13 protein-coding genes are annotated in these 19,610 nt (G+C 61.2%); 5 read left to right on the forward strand and 8 right to left on the reverse strand.

What is annotated here, in order from left to right:
• Positions 1–193: 193 nt before the first annotated feature.
• The 5 genes from ACYQ2T_RS08450 to ACYQ2T_RS08470 all read left to right on the forward strand — a co-directional run bounded on the left by ACYQ2T_RS08450 (position 194) and on the right by ACYQ2T_RS08470 (position 8,653).
• Positions 194–2,830 (forward strand): SPOR domain-containing protein, encoded by a 2,637-nt coding sequence (locus ACYQ2T_RS08450; RefSeq protein WP_459900098.1) that lies wholly within the window; start codon positions 194–196, stop codon positions 2,828–2,830.
• Entirely contained in the window at positions 2,827–3,864 is a 1,038-nt protein-coding gene (locus ACYQ2T_RS08455; RefSeq protein ID WP_459899940.1) for an HlyD family secretion protein, read from the forward strand. The genes ACYQ2T_RS08450 and ACYQ2T_RS08455 overlap by 4 nt, the downstream gene beginning before the upstream one ends.
• Positions 3,839–5,284, forward strand: coding sequence for a TackOD1 domain-containing metal-binding protein (locus ACYQ2T_RS08460; protein ID WP_459899941.1), 1,446 nt, complete (start codon positions 3,839–3,841; stop codon positions 5,282–5,284). The genes ACYQ2T_RS08455 and ACYQ2T_RS08460 overlap by 26 nt, the downstream gene beginning before the upstream one ends.
• Complete coding sequence (locus tag ACYQ2T_RS08465; protein WP_459899942.1) at positions 5,274–6,581, forward strand: glycosyltransferase family 2 protein; 1,308 nt, start codon at positions 5,274–5,276, stop codon at positions 6,579–6,581. The genes ACYQ2T_RS08460 and ACYQ2T_RS08465 overlap by 11 nt, the downstream gene beginning before the upstream one ends.
• 77 nt (positions 6,582–6,658) lie before the next feature.
• Positions 6,659–8,653, forward strand: coding sequence for a copper-translocating P-type ATPase (locus ACYQ2T_RS08470; protein WP_459899943.1), 1,995 nt, complete (start codon positions 6,659–6,661; stop codon positions 8,651–8,653).
• Positions 8,654–8,746: 93 nt separating this feature from the next.
• On the opposite strand, the gene ACYQ2T_RS08475 is transcribed toward ACYQ2T_RS08470, so the two are convergent.
• From ACYQ2T_RS08475 to ACYQ2T_RS08510, 8 genes are all read right to left on the reverse strand, one after another.
• Positions 8,747–9,208, reverse strand: a complete 462-nt coding sequence (locus ACYQ2T_RS08475) for a hypothetical protein (RefSeq protein WP_459899944.1) — start codon at positions 9,206–9,208, stop codon at positions 8,747–8,749.
• Between the two features lie 6 nt (positions 9,209–9,214).
• The gene (locus ACYQ2T_RS08480; RefSeq protein ID WP_459899945.1) at positions 9,215–13,168 is read right to left on the reverse strand and encodes an efflux RND transporter permease subunit; all 3,954 of its coding nucleotides are present in this window, start codon (positions 13,166–13,168) and stop codon (positions 9,215–9,217) included.
• Between the two features lie 12 nt (positions 13,169–13,180).
• Positions 13,181–15,313, reverse strand: a complete 2,133-nt coding sequence (locus ACYQ2T_RS08485) for an efflux RND transporter periplasmic adaptor subunit (RefSeq protein ID WP_459899946.1) — start codon at positions 15,311–15,313, stop codon at positions 13,181–13,183.
• A 59-nt stretch (positions 15,314–15,372) separates the two neighbouring features.
• A complete protein-coding gene (locus ACYQ2T_RS08490) occupies positions 15,373–16,752 on the reverse strand; it encodes a TolC family protein (RefSeq protein WP_459899947.1) in 1,380 nt (459 codons plus the stop codon).
• 324 nt (positions 16,753–17,076) lie between these two features.
• Entirely contained in the window at positions 17,077–17,766 is a 690-nt protein-coding gene (locus tag ACYQ2T_RS08495) for a GNA1162 family protein (RefSeq protein WP_459899948.1), read from the reverse strand.
• A gap of 26 nt (positions 17,767–17,792) precedes the next feature.
• Entirely contained in the window at positions 17,793–18,266 is a 474-nt protein-coding gene (locus ACYQ2T_RS08500; RefSeq protein WP_459899949.1) for a DUF4810 domain-containing protein, read from the reverse strand.
• Positions 18,266–18,613: a hypothetical protein gene (locus ACYQ2T_RS08505; protein ID WP_459899950.1), complete on the reverse strand. Its 348-nt coding sequence runs from the start codon at positions 18,611–18,613 to the stop codon at positions 18,266–18,268. The genes ACYQ2T_RS08500 and ACYQ2T_RS08505 overlap by 1 nt, the downstream gene beginning before the upstream one ends.
• A 14-nt stretch (positions 18,614–18,627) precedes the next feature.
• Positions 18,628–19,596 carry a CsgG/HfaB family protein gene (locus tag ACYQ2T_RS08510; RefSeq protein WP_459899951.1) on the reverse strand — a complete coding sequence of 323 codons (969 nt, stop codon included), beginning with the start codon at positions 19,594–19,596 and terminating at the stop codon, positions 18,628–18,630.
• Positions 19,597–19,610 lie beyond the last annotated feature (14 nt).

Consider the following 19,610-nt stretch of genomic DNA (forward strand, 5'->3'; position numbering starts at 1 on the left):
CCCTGCCATATCCCTTTTTTCTTGCCGTGCCCGCTGTTTTTCACGCGCCGCACACAGTCTGCCTGCTGCCGCAAAAAGCCCGTAAAGCAGTTGTTCTCCTATGATTTTGTAGTACAATCCAAGGATAATGAGAAAAATCCGGGTATGCTCCGCCACCTTTGTCCGCCGCGCCGCAGCACTCAGCATTTCCCTTATGCTGAGTGTGTCCCTCGCGGTTGCACAGGCGACAACTCTCCGGGAATATTACACTATACAAGTTGGAAGCTACTCGCACAAATCCGGCGCAAGAAGCATGTACCGCACCTTAAAGGCCCAACTTCCAAAGCGCATACATGACCTTCTGCGCGTGGAGCTGGTGGGGAAGTACTACGCCCTGCGCATTGGCGACTTTCGGGACCGGGCATCAACAGCCGCCATCACGGCCATTTTAGATGAGCGCAAGAAGGACTGGCTGCTGCTCTACGCGCCCATCAAGGTGGAGCGCCTGCGCATTGCGCCCAAGGTGCGGCTCTACCCGCCAACGTCCCGCGCCGCCACGGCCGCACCGTCCATGCCGCAAGCGGCCCCAGAAAAGCTGCGCCGCGTGGGGAAAACAACGCCAGCGGCAAACGGCTCACCCCTCCCAGCCCCTACGCCAGAGCCTGCGGCCCATAACGAGGCGGGCCCCACGCCCAGCAGGCCCGAGGGGCCGAGTCCCACAGTGGCGACATCATCCCGCCCCACGTCCAAGAGGGCCGCATCCCCGCCTGCGCCGCGCGGCGCAATAAGCGCCCCAACCGTAACACTGCCCCCGCGTGATGCGGCGTCCGAGCCTCGCCCCCTTCAGACTGCCGAGCGCACAACACCGTCACCCCCGCCTCTGCCCCTCGACGGGCGCAACGCGGTGCTGGTTCTGGCCCAGCGCCTGCTGAATGCCCCGTCTGAGGATGAACAGAACGGCGACGTCCTGCTGGAACACTTTATGACCATGGACGGCGACGGACTCAGCATTACCGACGCCACAGTCGACAATCTCCTCATCCTTGCGGAGGAAACACCGCGCGACCTTGGCGTGGACCTGCGGGCCACATGGCGCAACAACGCATGGGACAGCCAGACGGATAACCACCACTTTGACCAAAACGCCATACGCTTCGGCGTCATTTGGGATGTCGTCGCCGACGGCTTTCTGGATACCCGGCGCGAGGCGCAGGACTATCACGACAGATTCCGGCTGGCGCAGATGGACGCCAACGCCTCCCGGCAGGGCGAGCGGTTTATCTACCGCGACGTGCTCATGGCCATGCATTTTGCCGCGCTGCGTCTTGGGCCTCTTGGTGAGCTTCGCCTACTCCAACAGGCGCGGCTGGACGAACTCATCACCCTCTACCACTCGGGGCGTGTCTTTTTGGATGACGTTATTGAGGCGCAGGGGGAGCTTGCCGAAACAACCGCCCATATCGATGCCATCCACTATGCGCTGGACCAGTTGCCGCAGTATCAGCCGCCGCCCCACGCGCAGCATCCCCCAGTGCTGGACCTGAATATGGATGCCATCGCGGGCGGCCTACGCAATATCGCTACGCAGGACGGCCAGCGGTTGGCCTTGCAGGAGTCCATCCTCCGCCGCAAATACGACAAAGCCTACGACATCGACCTTGAAGTCTTCTCGGACATCGGCTCGCAGATGGACCGCGATGGCCGGGACGAAGACTTCCGCCTCGGGCTGGACCTGCGCATTCCCATAGCCTCCAGCAGTGAAAGACTGCTTCGGTCCTCCATGCGCAAGGAGCGCGTCGCCCTCGCCTCCACACGGCGCAACCAGCGGCTCGACCTGCTGCGGCGCGCGGGCACCTACCGCGAGAAGCTGACCGACGCCATCGTCATGCACCACCGCCTGCTCCTCACCAAGGAGCGCCTGCGCCGCGCGCTGGCCTCGCACACGCTCCGTCCCCAGCCCGGCGGGGACCGCCTTGGGCCGGACCTGCTGCTGGTCAGCAAGCAGGCAACAGAAGTCCTTAAGGTGCAGATTGAACTGCTGGGCGTAAAGGAAAGCCTCTACCGCCGCCTGCTGCAACTGTTCACCGAGGGGGGCCTTGCCTACAGCCCGGACATGGTTGCCCTGTGGCAGCCAAGGCACAGCGCCCCCGCAGCCCGGCGCGGCGAGCGGTCCGTGTACATCTGGTCCACGGTGTTCAACGCCACGCCCAATGACTACATTCTTGAATTGTTCCGCATCAAGCACATCACCCGCGCCCTTGTTTCCGCAAGCCAACGCACCCACCCCGGCAAGCTGGCGCGATTCCTGACGCAGGCCAAAAAGCGCGGCATCGACGTAGCGCTTATGTACAGTGTGAACGACTGGGTTCACCCGGAAAACCACGCCCGCGCGCTGGAGCGCATCACCCGCGACGCCGCCATCACCGGGCACGTGCACCTCGATATCGAGCCGTGGACGCTCCCGGACTATGCGGACAATACCCGCCGCTATCAGCGCGCGCTGGTGACGCTCGCGCGGGCATTGCGTCAGCGCCTGCCGCGTCATGTCCACCTCAGCATGTCCATTACGCCGCGCCTCACCCCGGCGACGGTGCGGGGGCTTCTTGACCACACGGACAGCCTGTATGTCATGATTTACGGCAAAACCCAGCCCGCAGGCATCGCCCGCGTGCTTGAGCGCACAACCCTGTCCCCCGGCGAATGCGTTGTAGCTCTGCGGCCCGCTGATTTTGAAGATGAAGCCGCCCTTGAGGCCACCATGACGGAACTGGCGGACTCCTCCGGTGTGGCGCGCTTTGCCCTGCATGACCTAGAAGGCTACCTGAACCTCACCGCACGGATACGCCCATGAAGCTGAGAAAAAAGCAGTCGGGATTCAACATCGGGCGCGAAGGGCAGCCCCCGAAAAAGCCGCTCATCAGAGTGACATCTGTGGCGTATATTCTACTGCTGGTGGGGCTGTTTGTTTATGTGGCGCACTTTGCGGCCATGCGCATCCTAACCATTGAAGGCGTGGGACGCGTGGAACTGACCCGCGTTTTCGTCGGCGCGGGAAGCGAAGGCATCGTGCGCGCGGTGCACGTGGCGGAGCGGGAAAAGGTCTCCGCCGGGCAAATCGTGGCCTCGCTGACGCTCAACCCGAACGAGGAACGCGGCGTAACCTCCGTAACACCCATCCAGCGCGACATCCTCGGCACCATGAACGATCTTGCCCGCATGCGCTCGCGCCATGGACTGCTTACCGCACGCCTGCGGGAGAAGGAGCGCTGCCTTCGCGGCATACTGCAGCAGGAGGAATACGAACGCGCGCTGGAACTCCGGCTGGCCGAAAACACCGAGACCCAGCGCCTGGTGCGGGACATTGAGGACCTGCGCTACAGCGCCTCGGAACTTGGCGCGGACATCCGGCACGAGGAGGCCTACCTCGCCCAGCTTCAGACCGCGGCGCAAAACGTTCCCCTGCCCTTGCGTCCGGTAACGGAAACGGCTCTCACCTCCCCCGTCAGCGGCACCGTGGTGGCTGTCTTCAAGCAACTGCGGGATTTTTTGACCAAAGAAGATGTCCTGATGGCCATTGTCCCCACGGGTGCGCGGGTGCGCATCCGCGCCTTTTTCGACATTGACGACTTAAAGCATCTCGCTTCCGGGCGCGGCGTGCTTTTGCTCTTTCCTGACGGGCGCAAAATCCACGCCCGCATCAGCGAGATATTCGCCTCCACATCGCGCTCTCGGGCCAGCGCGCCCGATCCGGGACAGACCACGCCCGCACGCGTGGAGGTGGAGGTCTTGGCCCCCAATACCGAGGACTTTCTGTTCTGGCACAAGTACGACAGCATGGACATCAACATAAGGGTGAACCGTGAGTGGTTTGATTTTGGTCTCTGACCGCAAGGACATTAAAGTGTGCGACGGGGTGGACTACGAGATCATGACTCCGGGCGCAGTGCGCAATCTGCGCTCCTTGGACGCGGACCTCATCATCATTGAGGCGCGGCAGGAGGAGTTTGCCCTCATTGCCTTGGCGGCGGTGCGCCAGAATGGCTCGCCGGATGTGTACCCCATGCCTGTGGTGCTCATGGGCGATGAAACGGAACTCTCCACCCGCCTTGTGGAGGCCGCCGACGAAGTTGCCTCGCGTGAGACCATCTGTTCCTACGGTGGCCTGCATATCCGCGAAAAGTTCACTGCATGGCTCAAGCGCCTGCGCCAAATCCGCGCCATGGCGTCCGCCACATCCGGCGCCGAGGCAGGTCCGCCCCACGACGCCAACCTCGGCGTGCGCATTCTGCGCTATATGTACGTGCGGCGCGGGGATATTCTTCCCGTCCGTGGCGTGTGGTCCATCCACGGCTACCACTACCCCAAGTTGTCTATGTTTCTGGACTACGACGACATCAGCGTGACCAAAATGCTCCAATATTTGCAATCGCAGGCGCTTATAGAGGGACAGTTTCACGACAAGGCCTACGCCTGCGCCCGCTGCGGCTGCAATTTTCTCAACTTTCGCGAAACCTGCCCGCACTGCCACTCCGCCAACCTCAAGGTGGACGACCTTGTCCACCACTTCCGGTGCGGCCACGTGGCCCCTGAGCCGGAATTCAAGCAGGGCAATGCCATGACCTGCCCCAAATGCAGCCGCGAACTCACAGGCCTTGGCACGGATTACGACAAGCCCTCCCTTGTCTATTCCTGCTTGGACTGCGGGCATATTTTTCAGGATCCGGACATCTCGGCAGTGTGCTTTAATTGCAGCTTTTCCGCGCCACCGGAGGACATGACCCACCAAACCATAAACCGCTACAAAATCACGGCATTGGGGGAGAACGCCGCCATGCATGGGCTGGAATCACTGTTCCGCGAGGTGCTCACAGGCAAAATGCATGTTGTGGACCTTGAGACGTTCAGGGTCTTCGCCGAGGTAGAGCGCAACCGCATCCGCCGTTACAAAAAGTCGGAATCCAGCGTTATCTACTTTACCATCCGCAACCTTGGCACCCTGCATATGGAACTTGGCGACAACGCCAAGGCTGTGTTCAACGAGCTTTCCGACGTCGTTTCCGGAACGCTGCGTACGTCCGATGTGGTGAGCCCCCTCAATGAAACAACCTACCTTGCCCTGCTGGCAGAAACGCCGCTCAGTGGCGCCCAGATTGCCACCAGACGGCTGGACGAAAATATCTCGGCGCTGGTGCAGGCCAATGTCTCCGACGACGCAGACATCCGCACCCACGCCTTCGCCCTAGACCCGGAAGAAGAAACCGCGGAACTCATCAAACGCGTGATGGACCACGCCAATGCTGAATAACCTGCTGGAATTCATCGCCTCGCGCTCCGCCTCGGAACTGCTCTCGCTGTTCTGGTACTTCTTTTTGTTTGAGCTCACGCGCTACGTCATTTTGGACGGCATCGTCATCATGGCCTTTCTGTCCAAGCGCCTTGTGCAAACGCGGCAATTTACAACGGCGCGGGGGATGCTTTTTGGCGAGCGTCCGCTTATCTCCGTCATTTCGCCCGGACGCAATGAGGGCAAGCACATCCAACGGCTGGTGGCCTCGCTTCAGGAGCAAACCTATACAAACTTTGAGCTCATCATCGTCGACGATGGCTCCGATGATAACACCTACGACATCTGCAAGCGCCTCTACAAACAGGGGCATATCACGCGCTTTTTCCGCAACACGCACCGCGGCGGCAAGGCGTCCGCCGCAAACCTTGCCCTGCGCTACGCCAAGGGGCGGTTCATCGTGCATCTGGACGCTGATTCTCACCTGAAAAGCGACGCGCTGGAGCGCATCATTGCCCCGTTTTACATTGATGGACGCATCGGCGCCGTTGGCGGCGACATCCGCGTTGCCAACCTTGATGCCTCGCTGTGCGCGTCACTCCAGTGCATTGAGTACATGAAGGCCCTTTCCACGGGCCGTACTGTGGCATCCACCCTTGGCATTTTGCGCATCGTTTCCGGGGCGTATGGCGCATTCCGCGCGGACCTGCTGCATCGCCTCAAAGGCTGGGACCCCGGCCCGGGGCTGGACGGCGACATCACCCTCAAAATCCGCAAAATGGGCTACAAGGTTGTGCATGCGCCGGATTCGGCCTGCTACACCAATGTGCCCACCACATTCGGCAAGCTGACCAAACAGCGCTACCGCTGGGAGCGCTCCCTCATCCGCTTTCGGTTCCGCAAGCACAAGGACCTGTTCTCGCTCCGGAACAAAAACTTCAACATTTTCAATACGCTGACCGTTGTGGACAACATCCTCTACAACTTCGTCTTCAACATCAAATGGTGGATATATATCGGCCAGATTTTATTCTTTAATCAGGACGTGTTGCATTATGTCGTCACCATAAACATTATCCTCTACACCATGAGCAACAGCATTGAGTTTCTCATGGCGTGCCTCCTGTACGGACAAACGCTCCGGGAGTCCGAACTCCAGCGGGCCATCTATCTGCCGCTCATGCCCTTTTACACAGGCTGGTACCTCCGCGTTATCCGAACCTATTCCCATATTATGGAACTCTTCTTCCATGCCTCCTACCGGGACAAGTGGAATCCGTGGAAGGTCTCCAGCGTGGCGCGTAAATCAAAAATGTAAGCCCCTTGCAACAAACACATGATGCTGTACCGTAGGGCTACGATTCGGTTATGAACCTCAACCTCTCGGGACGAATCATGAAGCACGACCATCATGCAGACGACTCGAATGGACACCAATCACATCACGAGCATATGGCGCAGGACTTCCGCACCCGCTTTTGGGTGAGCCTTGCGCTCACCATTCCCATCCTTGTCCTGTCCCCTGCATTCAAGTCGCTTATCGGGCTTGGGGATATGCTCCGTTTTTCCTTAGAGCAGTATGCCCTGCTGGCGTTTGCCACGGCCGTCTTCATCTACGGTGGCAAGCCCTTCCTCACCGGGCTTCGGGACGAACTGGCCGAGCGCTCGCCGGGAATGATGACCCTTGTGGGGCTGGCCATCACGGTGGCCTACGGCTACAGCGCGGCCGTGGCCCTTGGCCTGCCGGGCAAGACCTTCTTCTGGGAGGCCGCTACCCTCATCGTCATTATGCTGCTGGGGCACTGGATAGAGATGCGCTCCGTCATGGCGGCATCGTCCGCGCTGGAGAAGTTGGCGGCGCTGTTGCCGTCTACGGCGCACAGGCGCACATCCGGTGGCGATGTTGAGGACGTCCCCGTCTCCGACCTTGCCCCCGGCGACGAAATCATCATTAAGCCCGGCGAAAAAGTCCCCGCAGACGGCCGCATTACCAAGGGGGAATCTTCCGTCAACGAGGCCATGATTACCGGCGAATCCGTGCCCGTGAGCAAACGCGCGGGGGATGACGTTATCGGCGGCGCGGTCAACGGCGAAGGCTCCCTCACCGTCGAGGTCGCCAAAACCGGCGACGACTCCTACCTGTCGCAGGTGATTTCCCTTGTGCGGCAGGCGCAGGACAGCAAGTCCCGCTCCCAGAGCCTTGCAGACCGCGCGGCCTTGTGGCTGACCATTATCGCCATTGCCTCGGGCACGCTGACGCTGCTGTTCTGGTTTGGCATTGCGGGGCGGGACTTTGTGTTTTCCCTCGAGCGCACGGTGACGGTGATGGTCATCACCTGTCCGCACGCCCTTGGGCTTGCCATTCCGCTGGTTGCCGCCGTGTCCACATCCATTGCGGCGCAACATGGCTTCCTCATCCGCAACCGGACGGCTTTTGAGCAGGCGCGGCGCATCGGCGCGGTGCTCTTTGACAAGACCGGCACCCTCACCCTTGGCGAATTCCGTGTTGACGCGGTCTACCCTGTGGACGGACGCGAAGAGGACGACGTTTTGCGCCTTGCCGCCTCTGTGGAGGGGCATTCGGAGCATCCCATTGCCAAGGGCATTGCCGCCACCGCCGAGGAACGCGGCATCACTCCCGCGTCCCCGCAAAACTTTGAAGCCATCAAGGGCAAAGGCGCACGCGCCACGGTGGACGGCGCGAATGTTGCCGTGGTCAGCCCCGGATACCTTGAAGAACAGGACATTGACCCCGCCCAGCACCTGCCACAGAAGGCACTGGACCATGAGGGCACTGTTGTGCATGTGCTGGTGGACAGCCAGCCCGCCGGAGCCATTGCCCTTGCCGACGCCGTGCGTGAAACCGCACGTCCGGCCATCCAAAAGCTGCAATCCATGGGCATCAAGTGCATGATGATTACCGGCGACAACGACAAAACCGCCTACAACGTGGCGCACGAGACCGGGCTGGACGACTACTTTTCCGAGGTGCTGCCCGACCGCAAGGCCGACAAGGTCAAAAAGGTGCAGGACAAGGGCATTGTCACCGCCATGGTGGGCGACGGCATCAACGACGCCCCGGCCCTTGCGCAGGCGGATGTCGGCATCGCCATTGGCGCGGGGACGGACGTTGCCATGGAAACGGCGGACCTTGTGCTGGTGAAGAGCAACCCCGGTGACGTGCCTGCCATAATCTCCCTCGCCCACAGCACCCGGCGCAAGATGCTGCAAAACATCTTCTGGGCCACGGCCTACAACGCCCTTGCCATTCCGCTGGCCGCGGGCGTGCTGGCCCCGTGGGGCATTGTGCTGAATCCTGCCGCCGGGGCGGTGCTGATGTCACTGTCTACGGTCATCGTCGCCATTAACGCCCGCATGCTGCGCCTCTAGCCGCATCCCAACAAAAAGAGCGAGGCCCCACCACCGTGGGGCCTCGCCTTCTCAGGACGCGTCGCGTCACGCGATATGCGCCATACTTAGGCGCTACATGTCCATCATCTGCTGCATCTGCTGCACTTCGCCCTTCATCTTATGCAGGCTATCCTTCATCATGGGGATGGCGGACTCGCGGTCCTTCTTCATCATGCCCATGCCCTTCATGGCGGACATCATGTGCTTGTCCACCTTCTTCATGGCCTTCTGCATCATGGCGTGGCCGGACTGCTCCGCAGCCTTTTGCACTTCCATCATGCCTTTGTGCATGTCCATCATGTGCTTGTTCATGGACTTCATATTTTGGGAATCCATGGCGGCGTCCACCATGGCCTCCACGTCCTGCATCATCATGTCCAGATTCTTTTCCATGGTCATCATGCCTTGGTGCATGTCGGCCTTGCCGTTCATTTCTCCGTGGCCGTCATGTCCGCCATGGGACGAGGCAAAGGCAAATCCGGCGGTCAGCACGCCAAGGGCGATGGTCAGGGCGATAAGGGTCATACGTTTCATTTCGTTCTACTCCGTGGTTTGGGGTTCATTCTGTTCTGTCGCTTCCGCATCTGCCCCAGCCTTCCGCAGGCGCCTTTGCAGGCGGACTTCTTCGGCAAAGCAGTACAGAACCGGCACAACAAAAACAGTTAAAATGGCGATGGTCATGCCGCCAAAGGACGGTATGGCCATGGGCACCATGATATCCGCACCCCGGCCCGTTGATGTGAGCACGGGGATAAGGGCAAGGATGGTTGTGGCCGACGTCATCAGCGCCGGGCGGATGCGCCGCCGCGCGCCGTCCACAATGGCGTCTCGGATGGCCGTGGTTGAGGACATGTCGCGGCGGGTGCGGCTCTCGTCCAGATAGGTCGCCATGATGACGCCGTCGTCGGAGGCAATGCCGAACAGGGCAAGAAAGCCCACCCAAATGGCCACGCTCAGGTTAATGGGACCGACCTGGAACAGGTCGCGCATATTGATGCCGAACACGGAGAAGTTCAAAAACCACTCCTGTCCGTACAGCCATATCATCAAAAAGCCGCCGGACCACGCCACAAGGATGCCCGAGAACACCATCATCGTCGTCCCAAGGGACTGGAATTGCAGATACAAGATGATGACAATGACAAGGAGCGCCAACGGCAGAATAATGGACAGCCGCTTCTGCGCGCGGACCTGATTCTCGTAGTTGCCCGCAAACTCGTAGGACACGCCGCTTGGCACGGTGAGTTCGCCGGAGTCCGTCAGGCTTTGCAGATAGTCCCGCGCGTTTTCCACCACGTCCACTTCCGCGTGGCCGGGTTTCTTGTCAAAGAGCACATAGCCGATGAGGAACGTGTCCTCACTCTTGATCATCTGCGGGCCGCGCACATAGCGCACATGCGAAAGCTGGCGCAGGGGAATTTGCTCCCCGCCCGGCGCGGCCACCAGCACGGTATCCAGCGACTCGATGCTGTCGCGAAGCTCGCGCATATAGCGCACGCGGATGGGGTACCGCTCGCGCCCTTCCACTGTTGTGGACAGCACCTTGCCGCCCAGCGCCACCTCAATGACGCTCTGCACCTTGGTCAGCTTAATGCCGTAGCGGGCAATGGCCTCACGGTCGATAACGATTTCCAGATACGGCTTGCCCACAATGCGGTCGGCAATGACCGTGGCGGGCTGGATGGCGGGGACCTCCTTCAGGTGCCGCTCCAGTTCAAGGCCAAAGCCTTCAATAGCCTCAAGGCTGGGGCCTTTGATCTTGATGCCCATGGGCGCGCGCATGCCGGATTGCAGCATGACGATGCGCGCTGAAATAGGCTGGAGGCGCGGCGCGGATGTCGTTCCCGGCATTTCTGCCGCATCGGTGATGGCCTGCCAGATGTCGTCCGGGGTCTGGATGCCCGGCCATGCGTCACGTCCGGGGTTCAGCGCCGGGTCCAGCGCCCTGCGCCAAACGCGGAAGGGCTTCCCGTCCTCGGCATCCGGAATCAGGCGGCCTTCGCCATCCCGGGGGAAGTAGCCCTGCACAAGGTAAGGCAGCCCGTCCCCTGCGGGCAGTGGCGTGCCGTCCTTGGCGCGGAAGTAGTCCTTTTGGTCCGGGTCAAAACGGAACCGCAAACGGTTGCCGCTGTCGTCCACAAGGTACTCCGGCGCGTAGTTGATGACGGTCTCAATCATGGACACGGGCGCGGGGTCCAGCGGGGTTTCCGCGCGGCCCAGCTTGCCCACGGCGGTGTCTACCTCCGGGATGTCAAGGATGGCCATGTCCTGCTTGGAAAGCACATCCTGCACCTCGCCAATGGAGGCGTGGGGCATGGTGGTTGGCATGTACAGGAAAGCGCCCTCATCCAGCGGGGGCATGAACTCCTTGCCAAGCCCGGGGAAGGCATGCGTCAGCGCCGCCACCGGGCGCGAGGCACGCACGCTGTCCGGCATCCACGAGGTCAGCGGCGCGGCGCCCAGCCAAATCATGCCGCCAAAGGCCACCAGAAGAAGCGGCAAGCTCATGAACGCGGCCTTATGGTCCAGCACCCAGCGCAGCATGCGGGGATACCCTCGCTGGAACAGCTGGAAAAACAGCATCACGCCGCCGATAAGTCCGGCCACGAAGATGATGTTGCGCAGGTCGCCCTTCTCCGGCCCAAGGGGCATCCAGTTTTCGGCAAGCACAATGCCCACCAGCAGGATGACGCCAACGTTCTCGCTGTAGCCTATAAGGCGCTCAACGCGCGGCGGAAGCGTCGGCCCAATCAGCCTGTGCACCGCCGGAACAATGAACAGCAGCCCCAGCCACCACGTGACCAGCACACTCACCGTCACACCGGCGGCCAGCATCAGCGCGCAGCGCATCCACTCGCCAAAGCGCGTGCAGGGCTTCTTCCTGCGCTGGAAGATGAGGTGCGCGAGGGCCGGGAGCACGGTCAGCGCCACAATGATGGAGGCGATAAGGGCGAAGGTTTTGGTGTAGGCCAGCGGCTTGAACAGTTTGCCCTCTGGCCCATCCATGACGAACACGGGCAGGAAGCTGACAATAGTCGTGGCTACAGCGGTCATAATGGCTCCGCCCACCTCGGACGCGCCTTTGTAGATGAGGCCGAGCCGCCCCTCCCCGGCGCGCGCATGCTCGAACTTTTTCAGGATGTTCTCGCAAATGATGATGCCCATATCCACCATGGTGCCGATGGCAATGGCTATGCCCGACAGCGCCACGATGTTGGCGTCCACGCCAAAGAGCTTCATGGCGATAAAGCACATCAATACCGCCATAGGCAGCAGCGAAGAAATAAGCAGCGAACTGCGCAAATGCATCACCGCTATGAGCACCACAAGGATGGTGATCAAAATCTCCTGCGTCAGCGCGGTATCCAGCGTGCCAAGGGTTTCGCCAATCAGTCCGGAACGGTCATAGAAGGGAACAATGGTGACCTTGCTGACCGTGCCGTCCTCCAGCACTTTGGAGGGCAAGCCCGGGGATATCTCGTCAATTTTGGCCTTAACGTTTTTAATGACCTGCAAAGGATTCTCGCCGTAGCGCGCCACCACGACGCCGCCCACGGCCTCGGTGCCGCCCTTGTCCAGCACGCCGCGCCGCAGCGCAGGGCCAAGTGACACCCGCGCCACGTCCGACACGCGGATGGGCACGTTGTTCACCACCTTGATGACGGCCTTTTCAATATCCCCCAGCTTCTTCACAAAGCCGATGCCGCGGATGAGGTACTCAACGCTGTTCACCTCGATACTGCGCGCGCCAACGTCAAGGTTGGACGCCTTCACAGCCGAGAACACATCCTGAAGCGTCACCCCGGCGGCGCGCATGGCGTCCGGGTCCACGTCAATTTGGTACTCCTTGACGAAGCCGCCAACCGAGGCCGCCTCGCTCACGCCTTCGGCAGACAGCAGTGCGTAGCGCACGTACCAGTCCTGAATACTGCGGAGTTCGTCGGGGTCCCAGCCGCCGGTGGGGTTGCCGTCCTTGTCGCGGCCTTCCAGCGTGTACCAGTACACCTGCCCCAGTGCGGTGGCGTCCGGCCCAAGGGTGGGCTGCACGTCCTGCGGCAACGTGCCCGGCGGCAGGCTGTTGAGCTTCTCCAGCAACCGCGAGCGCGACCAGTAGAACTCCACATCCTCATCAAAGATGACGTAGATGGTGGAGAAGCCAAACATGGAATAACTGCGCACCGTCTTCACTCCCGGAATGCCCAAAAGCGCCACGGTGAGCGGATAGGTGACCTGATCCTCCATGTCCTGCGGGGAGCGCCCCTGCCACTGGGTAAAGACAATCTGCTGGTTTTCGCCAATGTCCGGGATGGCGTCCACGGGGACGGGGTCGCGCGGCATGTCGCGCACGTTCCAGTCAAAGGGCGCAACCATCACGCCCCAGCCAAGGGTAAACAGCACCAGCAGCATAACCACCAGCTTCTGCTCCAAGCAGAAGCGGATAACCTTGTCCGCCAGTGTTCGCGCCTCAAGGGGGGAGTCGTTTTTGTGTGTCATGCTTCCCCTCCCCTACCGCGCAAGCTGCCGGGTGACTTCGCCGCAACGGAGCATGGCCGCCCCGAAGTACGGATTCCGCACGGTTTCATTGCGCTGGAGCCATGTTGCGCCCTCGTAGTCGAAGGCCATGGGGCAGAACATCTCGTACACCGGTCCATCAGCGGCCACGCCCAGCTTCTGCACGGCCTGCGTCAGCCCGGCGGAAACCGGCTCAAACCCGGCGCGGATGTCCACCAGCCCCTGCGCGTCGCGGATGGTGTCCAAACCGCCTGTCATGGTGGCAAGAGCCTGCGTCCACGCCGCGTGCGAGGGGCCGCTCAGGGTGGCGGCGTCCAGCTTGGTCAGCGCCTCGGCAAGGCGTGCGGCGGCGGCTTTTGCGCCGTCGGTGTCGTCCTCGGCAAGGGCCTGAGCCAGCGCGTCATAATGCGCATAGGCCTCGCCAAGCCCGGTGCGGAACGCCTGCGGCGCGGTGAGGTCCTGCTCCGCGGAGCCAACGCCAAAGGCCGCCCGCACAGCGGCATAGTGCCCCTGCATCTCCGCAAAGATGTGCTCCAAGCGCTCCTCGGTGGCGGCTTCCGCGCCAAGGATGGCGTCGTTGCCAAGGCGCATGGAATACTCGCGCCAGATGCGCGCGGCGTCGCCCTCAAGGTCGCTGCCATCAATCAGACGCAGTTCCTTGTTAAAGCGCCCAAAGGCAAGGTGGGTCTGGCTGAGGTCCTTGGATGCAACGGCCTGCTTTACGTCCGTAAAGGTCTTGTCCAGCAGAATGAGCTTGGAGGCGAACAGCGGCGGCACCTCGCCTGCCGCAGTTGCCGGGGTTTCAGGATTCATCATGCTGGGGCGGGCGATAATCTGCACCGCGCTATCAATCTTGAAGTTGCCTTTGGTCACCACGTGCTCACCGGCTTTAAGGCCGCTTTTCACGATGTAATATTCGCCGGCGCGCGGCCCAAGGACCACCTCGCGCCCTTCAAACACGCCCTCACGCGCGGGGTCGGCCACGTACACCACGGCGCGCTTGCCCGTGATGAGGGGCGCAGATGCCGGAATGACCAGCGGCGCCTTGGCGCCGTCCTCGTCCGCGCCGGGTTTCTTCTGTGTGGCATGCACCAGCATGCCGGGTTTCAAACTGCCGTCCGGGTTGGGGACGGACAGGCGCACGCGTACGGTGCGGGTCTTCTCGTTAACCAGCGGGTCAATGTAGACGACCTCGCCGCTGAAGACCTTGCCGGGGTAGGCCTTGGTCTGAAACTCGACCATGCGGCCGATATCCACCCATGGCAGGTCCGTTTCATAGGCCTCCAGCACCACCCACACCTGCGAAAGGTCGGCAATGGAATAGATGCTGGCGCCGGTTTTCACGTACTGCCCCTCGTTCACATCCTTGCCGATGACCACGCCGCCCTGCGGGGCGTACAGGGTAATGTGGTCGCTGGCTTCGCCGCGCCGTGCAACCTTGTCTATCTGCGCCCGCGTCAGTCCCAGCAGGCGGAGCTTTTCCCGCGCGGCCTTTTCCGTGCGCGCGGCGCTCTCCTTCACAAGGTCAAGGGAACTGCCCTGCAATTCCCGCACGGCCTTGATGGCCTGAATCAGCTCGGCCTGCGCCGTCAGCAATTCCGGGCTGTAGATGGACACCATGGGCTGACCCTTTTTGACCACGCTGCCGGTGTAGTCCACATACATTCTGTCGATGCGGCCCCCGGTCCATGCGGTGATGTTGCCAACGCGCGTTTCGTCGTACTCCACCTTGCCGACCATGCGGGTCTGCACGGCAACGTCCATACGCCGCGCCTCGTCCACAGTTATCCCGGCCAGCTTTCGCGCCTCCGGCGAGAGGGCAATCTCGCGCAGGCTGGCGCGGTCGCCATCTCCGGAGCGCTCCAGCGGAATAAGGTCCATAAAGCAGATGGGGCATTTGCCCGGCTCCGGCAGTTGAATCTGCGGATGCATAGAACAGGTCCAAACGACCTCCCCCTCTTCCGTCACACTGACGTCCACGCCGTGGCCTTCGTGGCTCTGGGTGGCGTTTTGTGCGTCCTGACGCCCCACTCCGGGGCCGGAGCCGTCTCCGCCACGCAGGACGTAGCCCGCAGCAAAAGCCGCCAACACCAGCGCCACCACGGCGATGCGTCGTTTTGAACCCATTACAGACATACTCTCTATCCTTCACACGCTCCGGGGCTTGAGCCGGAGCACAGTGGTTATCAGTCCTGCGGGAGCAGGGAACCGTGGAACTCGCACGGCAACTCTCTGCCCACCAATGTTTCCATCTCCGCCATACGCTGGGCTTGGTCCGTCACCGCGCGGTAGTAGGCAAGCTGCAGTTCCAATATGGTCTGCTCCGCGTCGATAAGGTCCAGCGCGGAGCCGTTCCCGGTCATGAAGGCCTCCACCACCACGCCCAGCGCCTGCTTGGCCTTGGGGATGAGGGTCTTCTTGTACAGGTCTATCTTGCGGCCTGCGTCCTCGTAGTTGTACAGCGCCAATTCCAGGTCCGCCCGAAGCTGGCGCTCCAACCCGGCGCGGCTGCGGCGCGCGGCGCGCAGCTTGGCGCTTTGCTCATCCACGGCGGCCTTTCGCGCATCCAGCCACAGCGGCACATTCACGGACATGGACACCATCACCGGATTCTGGCCGCCCCCGGTCATGCCGGGACTGCGCGAGTCGTCCACCTCCGTGGACTCCAGCCCAAAGGTGAAGTCCGGCAGGTAATTGCGCTCGGCAAGGCGCTTCCCGGCTTCCTCCTTGGCCGTCACCGTGTCCCAGTAGGCAAGCTCGGGATTCTGGGTGGACAGCTGGGCCACCAGACCTTCTTTCTCTTCGGTGATGCGCATCACGGGGACGGACGGCGGCAAGGGGATGTCCTCCCCGGCGGGCCGGTCCAACAACGCATTCAGCGTTGCGGCCTGCGGCCTGCTCAGGGCGCGCAGGGACCGAAGGCGGTCCTCCAGTTTGCCAAGCTCCACCTGCGTGCGGATCACCTCGCCATGCCCGGCGGCGCCCGCGGTGTAGCGGACCGTGGCAATCTTCTCCATGTACTTGATGAGTTCGATGGCTTCGCGCGTGGTTTCAATGGAGCGGGCAAGGTAGGCGTACTCGTAGTAGGCCTTTTTCACCTTGGCGAAGGTTGCGAGCTTTAGCGCGTCGAACTTCGCTTTCAGGCCATCGGCCTCGCGCAGGGCCACCTGTCCCTTGAGGCTCAGCTTGCCAAAAAATGGCAGCGACTGAGACAGCCCGTACTTATAGCGGGCGGGACCACCGCGCGTTTCCAGCGGCGTGGTGTAGTAGGCAAAGCTCAGGCGCGGGTCCGGCAGGCTTTCGGCCTGTGTCACCCGCTCCACCGCCGCACGCCACGACGAAAACGCCGCGCGCAGCTCATTATTGCGCTCCGCGGCTTCCATCAGATACGCGCGCAGTTCGCGCAATTCCCCGCGCCCGGCCATATTCTGGCCCACCTTGGCGGCGTCAGCCGGGGGTGTGGTTTCCTCCTGTGCGGATGCCAGCACAGGAAGGAGCACGGCGCACAGGGCAAGAAAAACCCCTCCCCGCGCCGCCGGATTCGACAATATTTTCAGTACATTCATAATCTCTCCCTTTGGCGTCCAAAGTCCAATATCCATGCCAGCGGCAGAAAACGCCCTCATTCCCGACTATTATAGTCAGAATTAAAACACAAGCGGACTGCACGGATGTGCAATATGTGCAACCCACTGCACATCCTGTGCATGGGCACTTGTGCACAGGGTACCACATCATGCGGGCAGATGAAGGAGAATCGGGACGAGGAGAGGGGAAGCAGGAAGCAGCACAGGGACGCTGTACAGACGCGGCATTTGCCCAAGGCGCGGGCATGCACAAAAAAAGGGGACGCATGGTGCGTCCCCTTTGCTCTCGTATCCGGGCGTGGTTTATTCAGCCGCTTTGGGCTGCTGCACCGCGCCTTGGTCGATGATTTTGTCGGATTGGTCCTTCATGTGCCGGGCGTGGTACTTGCCAACAGGCAGCGCCGCGTAGGCCCGGTAGTTGGCGAGCTTGGCGTAGGGAACGTAGTCCGCCGCCGCACAATTCACCGCCGTCACAACAGCCTTTAGCACCAGCGAGAGGGGATCCGCGCCGCCGCCACCGGACAGGTCCACCACCACGGTGCCGTTGTACTTCCACAGCACGCGGTTGGTCGTTGTGGAGCGGATTTCACTATCAAAGGACACCGTCAGATTCCCCGCGATGACCATGTAGACAAGGTCCCACTTACGGATGGTGGTAAACAGCACGGCGTCCGCGCCGAAGTATTCCTTAAATTTATTCACAGGCAGGTTGTACAGCATCTCGGTGTCGTACACGCCCTCCTGCTTCAAAATCTCATCGGTAATCGGCATGGGGAACGTGTAGTACCCACTCTGGGACAGTGGCTCCTGAATGGTGGTGGAGTAATACTGCTTGGCGTCCGCCGCCGTGCTTTGGTTCATGGGCGGCAGAAGAAGGATGGACGTCGGCTCCTCCTCATACATACCGGGGAAGCGGTCCTGCTTGGTCACCGTCTTGGCGCAGCCGCCAAGGAGCACGGCGCACAGGACCACAGCCATAAGCCGTACAGACATATGCATTTTCATTCTACATCACTCCCCTACTTCTCGGCGGCAGGTGCTTCTGCCGTGGTTTTCGCGGGAGTGGTCTGCGCAACCGTTCCAGCTTCGCTCTGCTCCTCGCCAGCGGGGGCGGCTACCTGCTCTTCGGCGTCGCCCTCGTGGGTCTGCGTTTTGGCGATAAGGCGCTCCATGAAGATGCGGGATTCCGGATACAGTTCCTTTTCCAGCGTAAAGTACTTCACGGCTTCGTCGGTCTGCCCGGCCTTGAGCTTATAGTAGCCATATTCCGCATAAATGCCCGGCGGAACGGCCTTATTCAGCCTCTTGGACTGCTCGATAACGGATTCAATGCTCTGCACATGCGTCGCCAGCGTTTCTTCGGTAGGAGACTGCATATACTGATAATACGTTTCCGAATAATCGCCCCAGTAGTAAATTCCGGTCTTCTGGCAGCCAGCCAGCATAAGGATGCTCAGTGCAGCGGCAAAAACAGCAATCGTGGTCGCTTTCATTACGGAACCTCAATCTCCCGGGTGGTGTGGTTGCCAAGCAGCAGCACGCGTTCCAAAATCGTCTGGCCGTCGCGGACCAAGCGGATGGTGTGCTTGCCGGGGTCGATTTCGTAATGGACTTCGGAGCTTTTTGCCCGCTTATTGCCCATGGAATCCGTATAGTAATGCGGGCCAAGCTCCACAGGCCCCTGCCCGTCGATGTATGCCTGCACGCCTTCCGTCTCGCCCGTGAACCACAAGTACGCCTTCGGGTCCGGGGAAACAGTGCCTTCCTTATAGCCGCAGCCGCCAAGGCACAGGGCCGAGAGCGCCACAGCGCAAGCGATGAGTACGAGTGTCTTTTTCATAATCAAACGCATCCTTACTTGGCTTCCTGCACAAGCAGGGTCGAAAAGTCCGCGCCCTTGGCGATGGAGCCGCTGGCAACCTCGCAGAACGACACTTCATTCTTGGGCGTATCGCCCGTCGTCGTCACCACACGAATCGTTGCGATTTCCTTTCCGGGCAGCGTCACCGGCATATTGGTCTGCGGGTTCGTGATGGTCTTGCCCTTGCGCATCACGCGGAACGTATCACCCGCCTTGATGCCCTGCGTCGCACCGCCGCCAATTACGTAGTATCCATCGGCCTTGGTCAGGATGTAGCTCTGCCACGGCTTGTCCATCAGGTTCTCAATAACGTTGGACGACAGGTTCACAATGGCGGCCTCAAGGGCCTTGTCGTTCAGGGTGGAGTCGTACCCGGCACGCGCGCCAACGCCAAATACCGAGCCAGCCTCGGACGAGGACAACCCTTCGCCTTCCTCCGCGTACAGGACTTCGCCAGTGCGCACGTCCACCAAGCGGATGTGGACCTTGGCAAAGGCGGCCTGCTCCTTGGTCCGGCTAAAGATGCCGACCTTGCCGACTTCCTTTCTGCCAAACTCCGTCACAGAGCCAACAATCAGGTAGTCGGCCATGTTCTTCAGGGGCGAGGCGTCGCCCATCTCAAGCTCCTTGGAAATCTTGGACAGGTCCGCGCGCTCCAGAAGGATGAACTTCTCCGTGGAAAGCAGCACGGCAGACAGGATGTCCACAGCCTGCTTGCCGATGGGGTCGTTGTCCTTGTCGATAAAGAAGCTCTGGCCGTACTTGGTTTCGTTGGTGAAGCGCCCGATGGCGACCTTGCGCTTCAGCCCCTTGTACGGCGAGGCCTTTTCCGCCTGGATGGTCTTGCTCACCACCGGCTTCGACTTTGGCACCTTCTGGACATCCGGCTTGGACACCGTGGCGCAGCCAGAGGCCAACACAACGGTAATCAGGCAGCACGCCAGCAGAAAATAACGCTGCATACTCACTCCTTACG

Source organism: Desulfobaculum senezii, assembly GCF_054657395.1.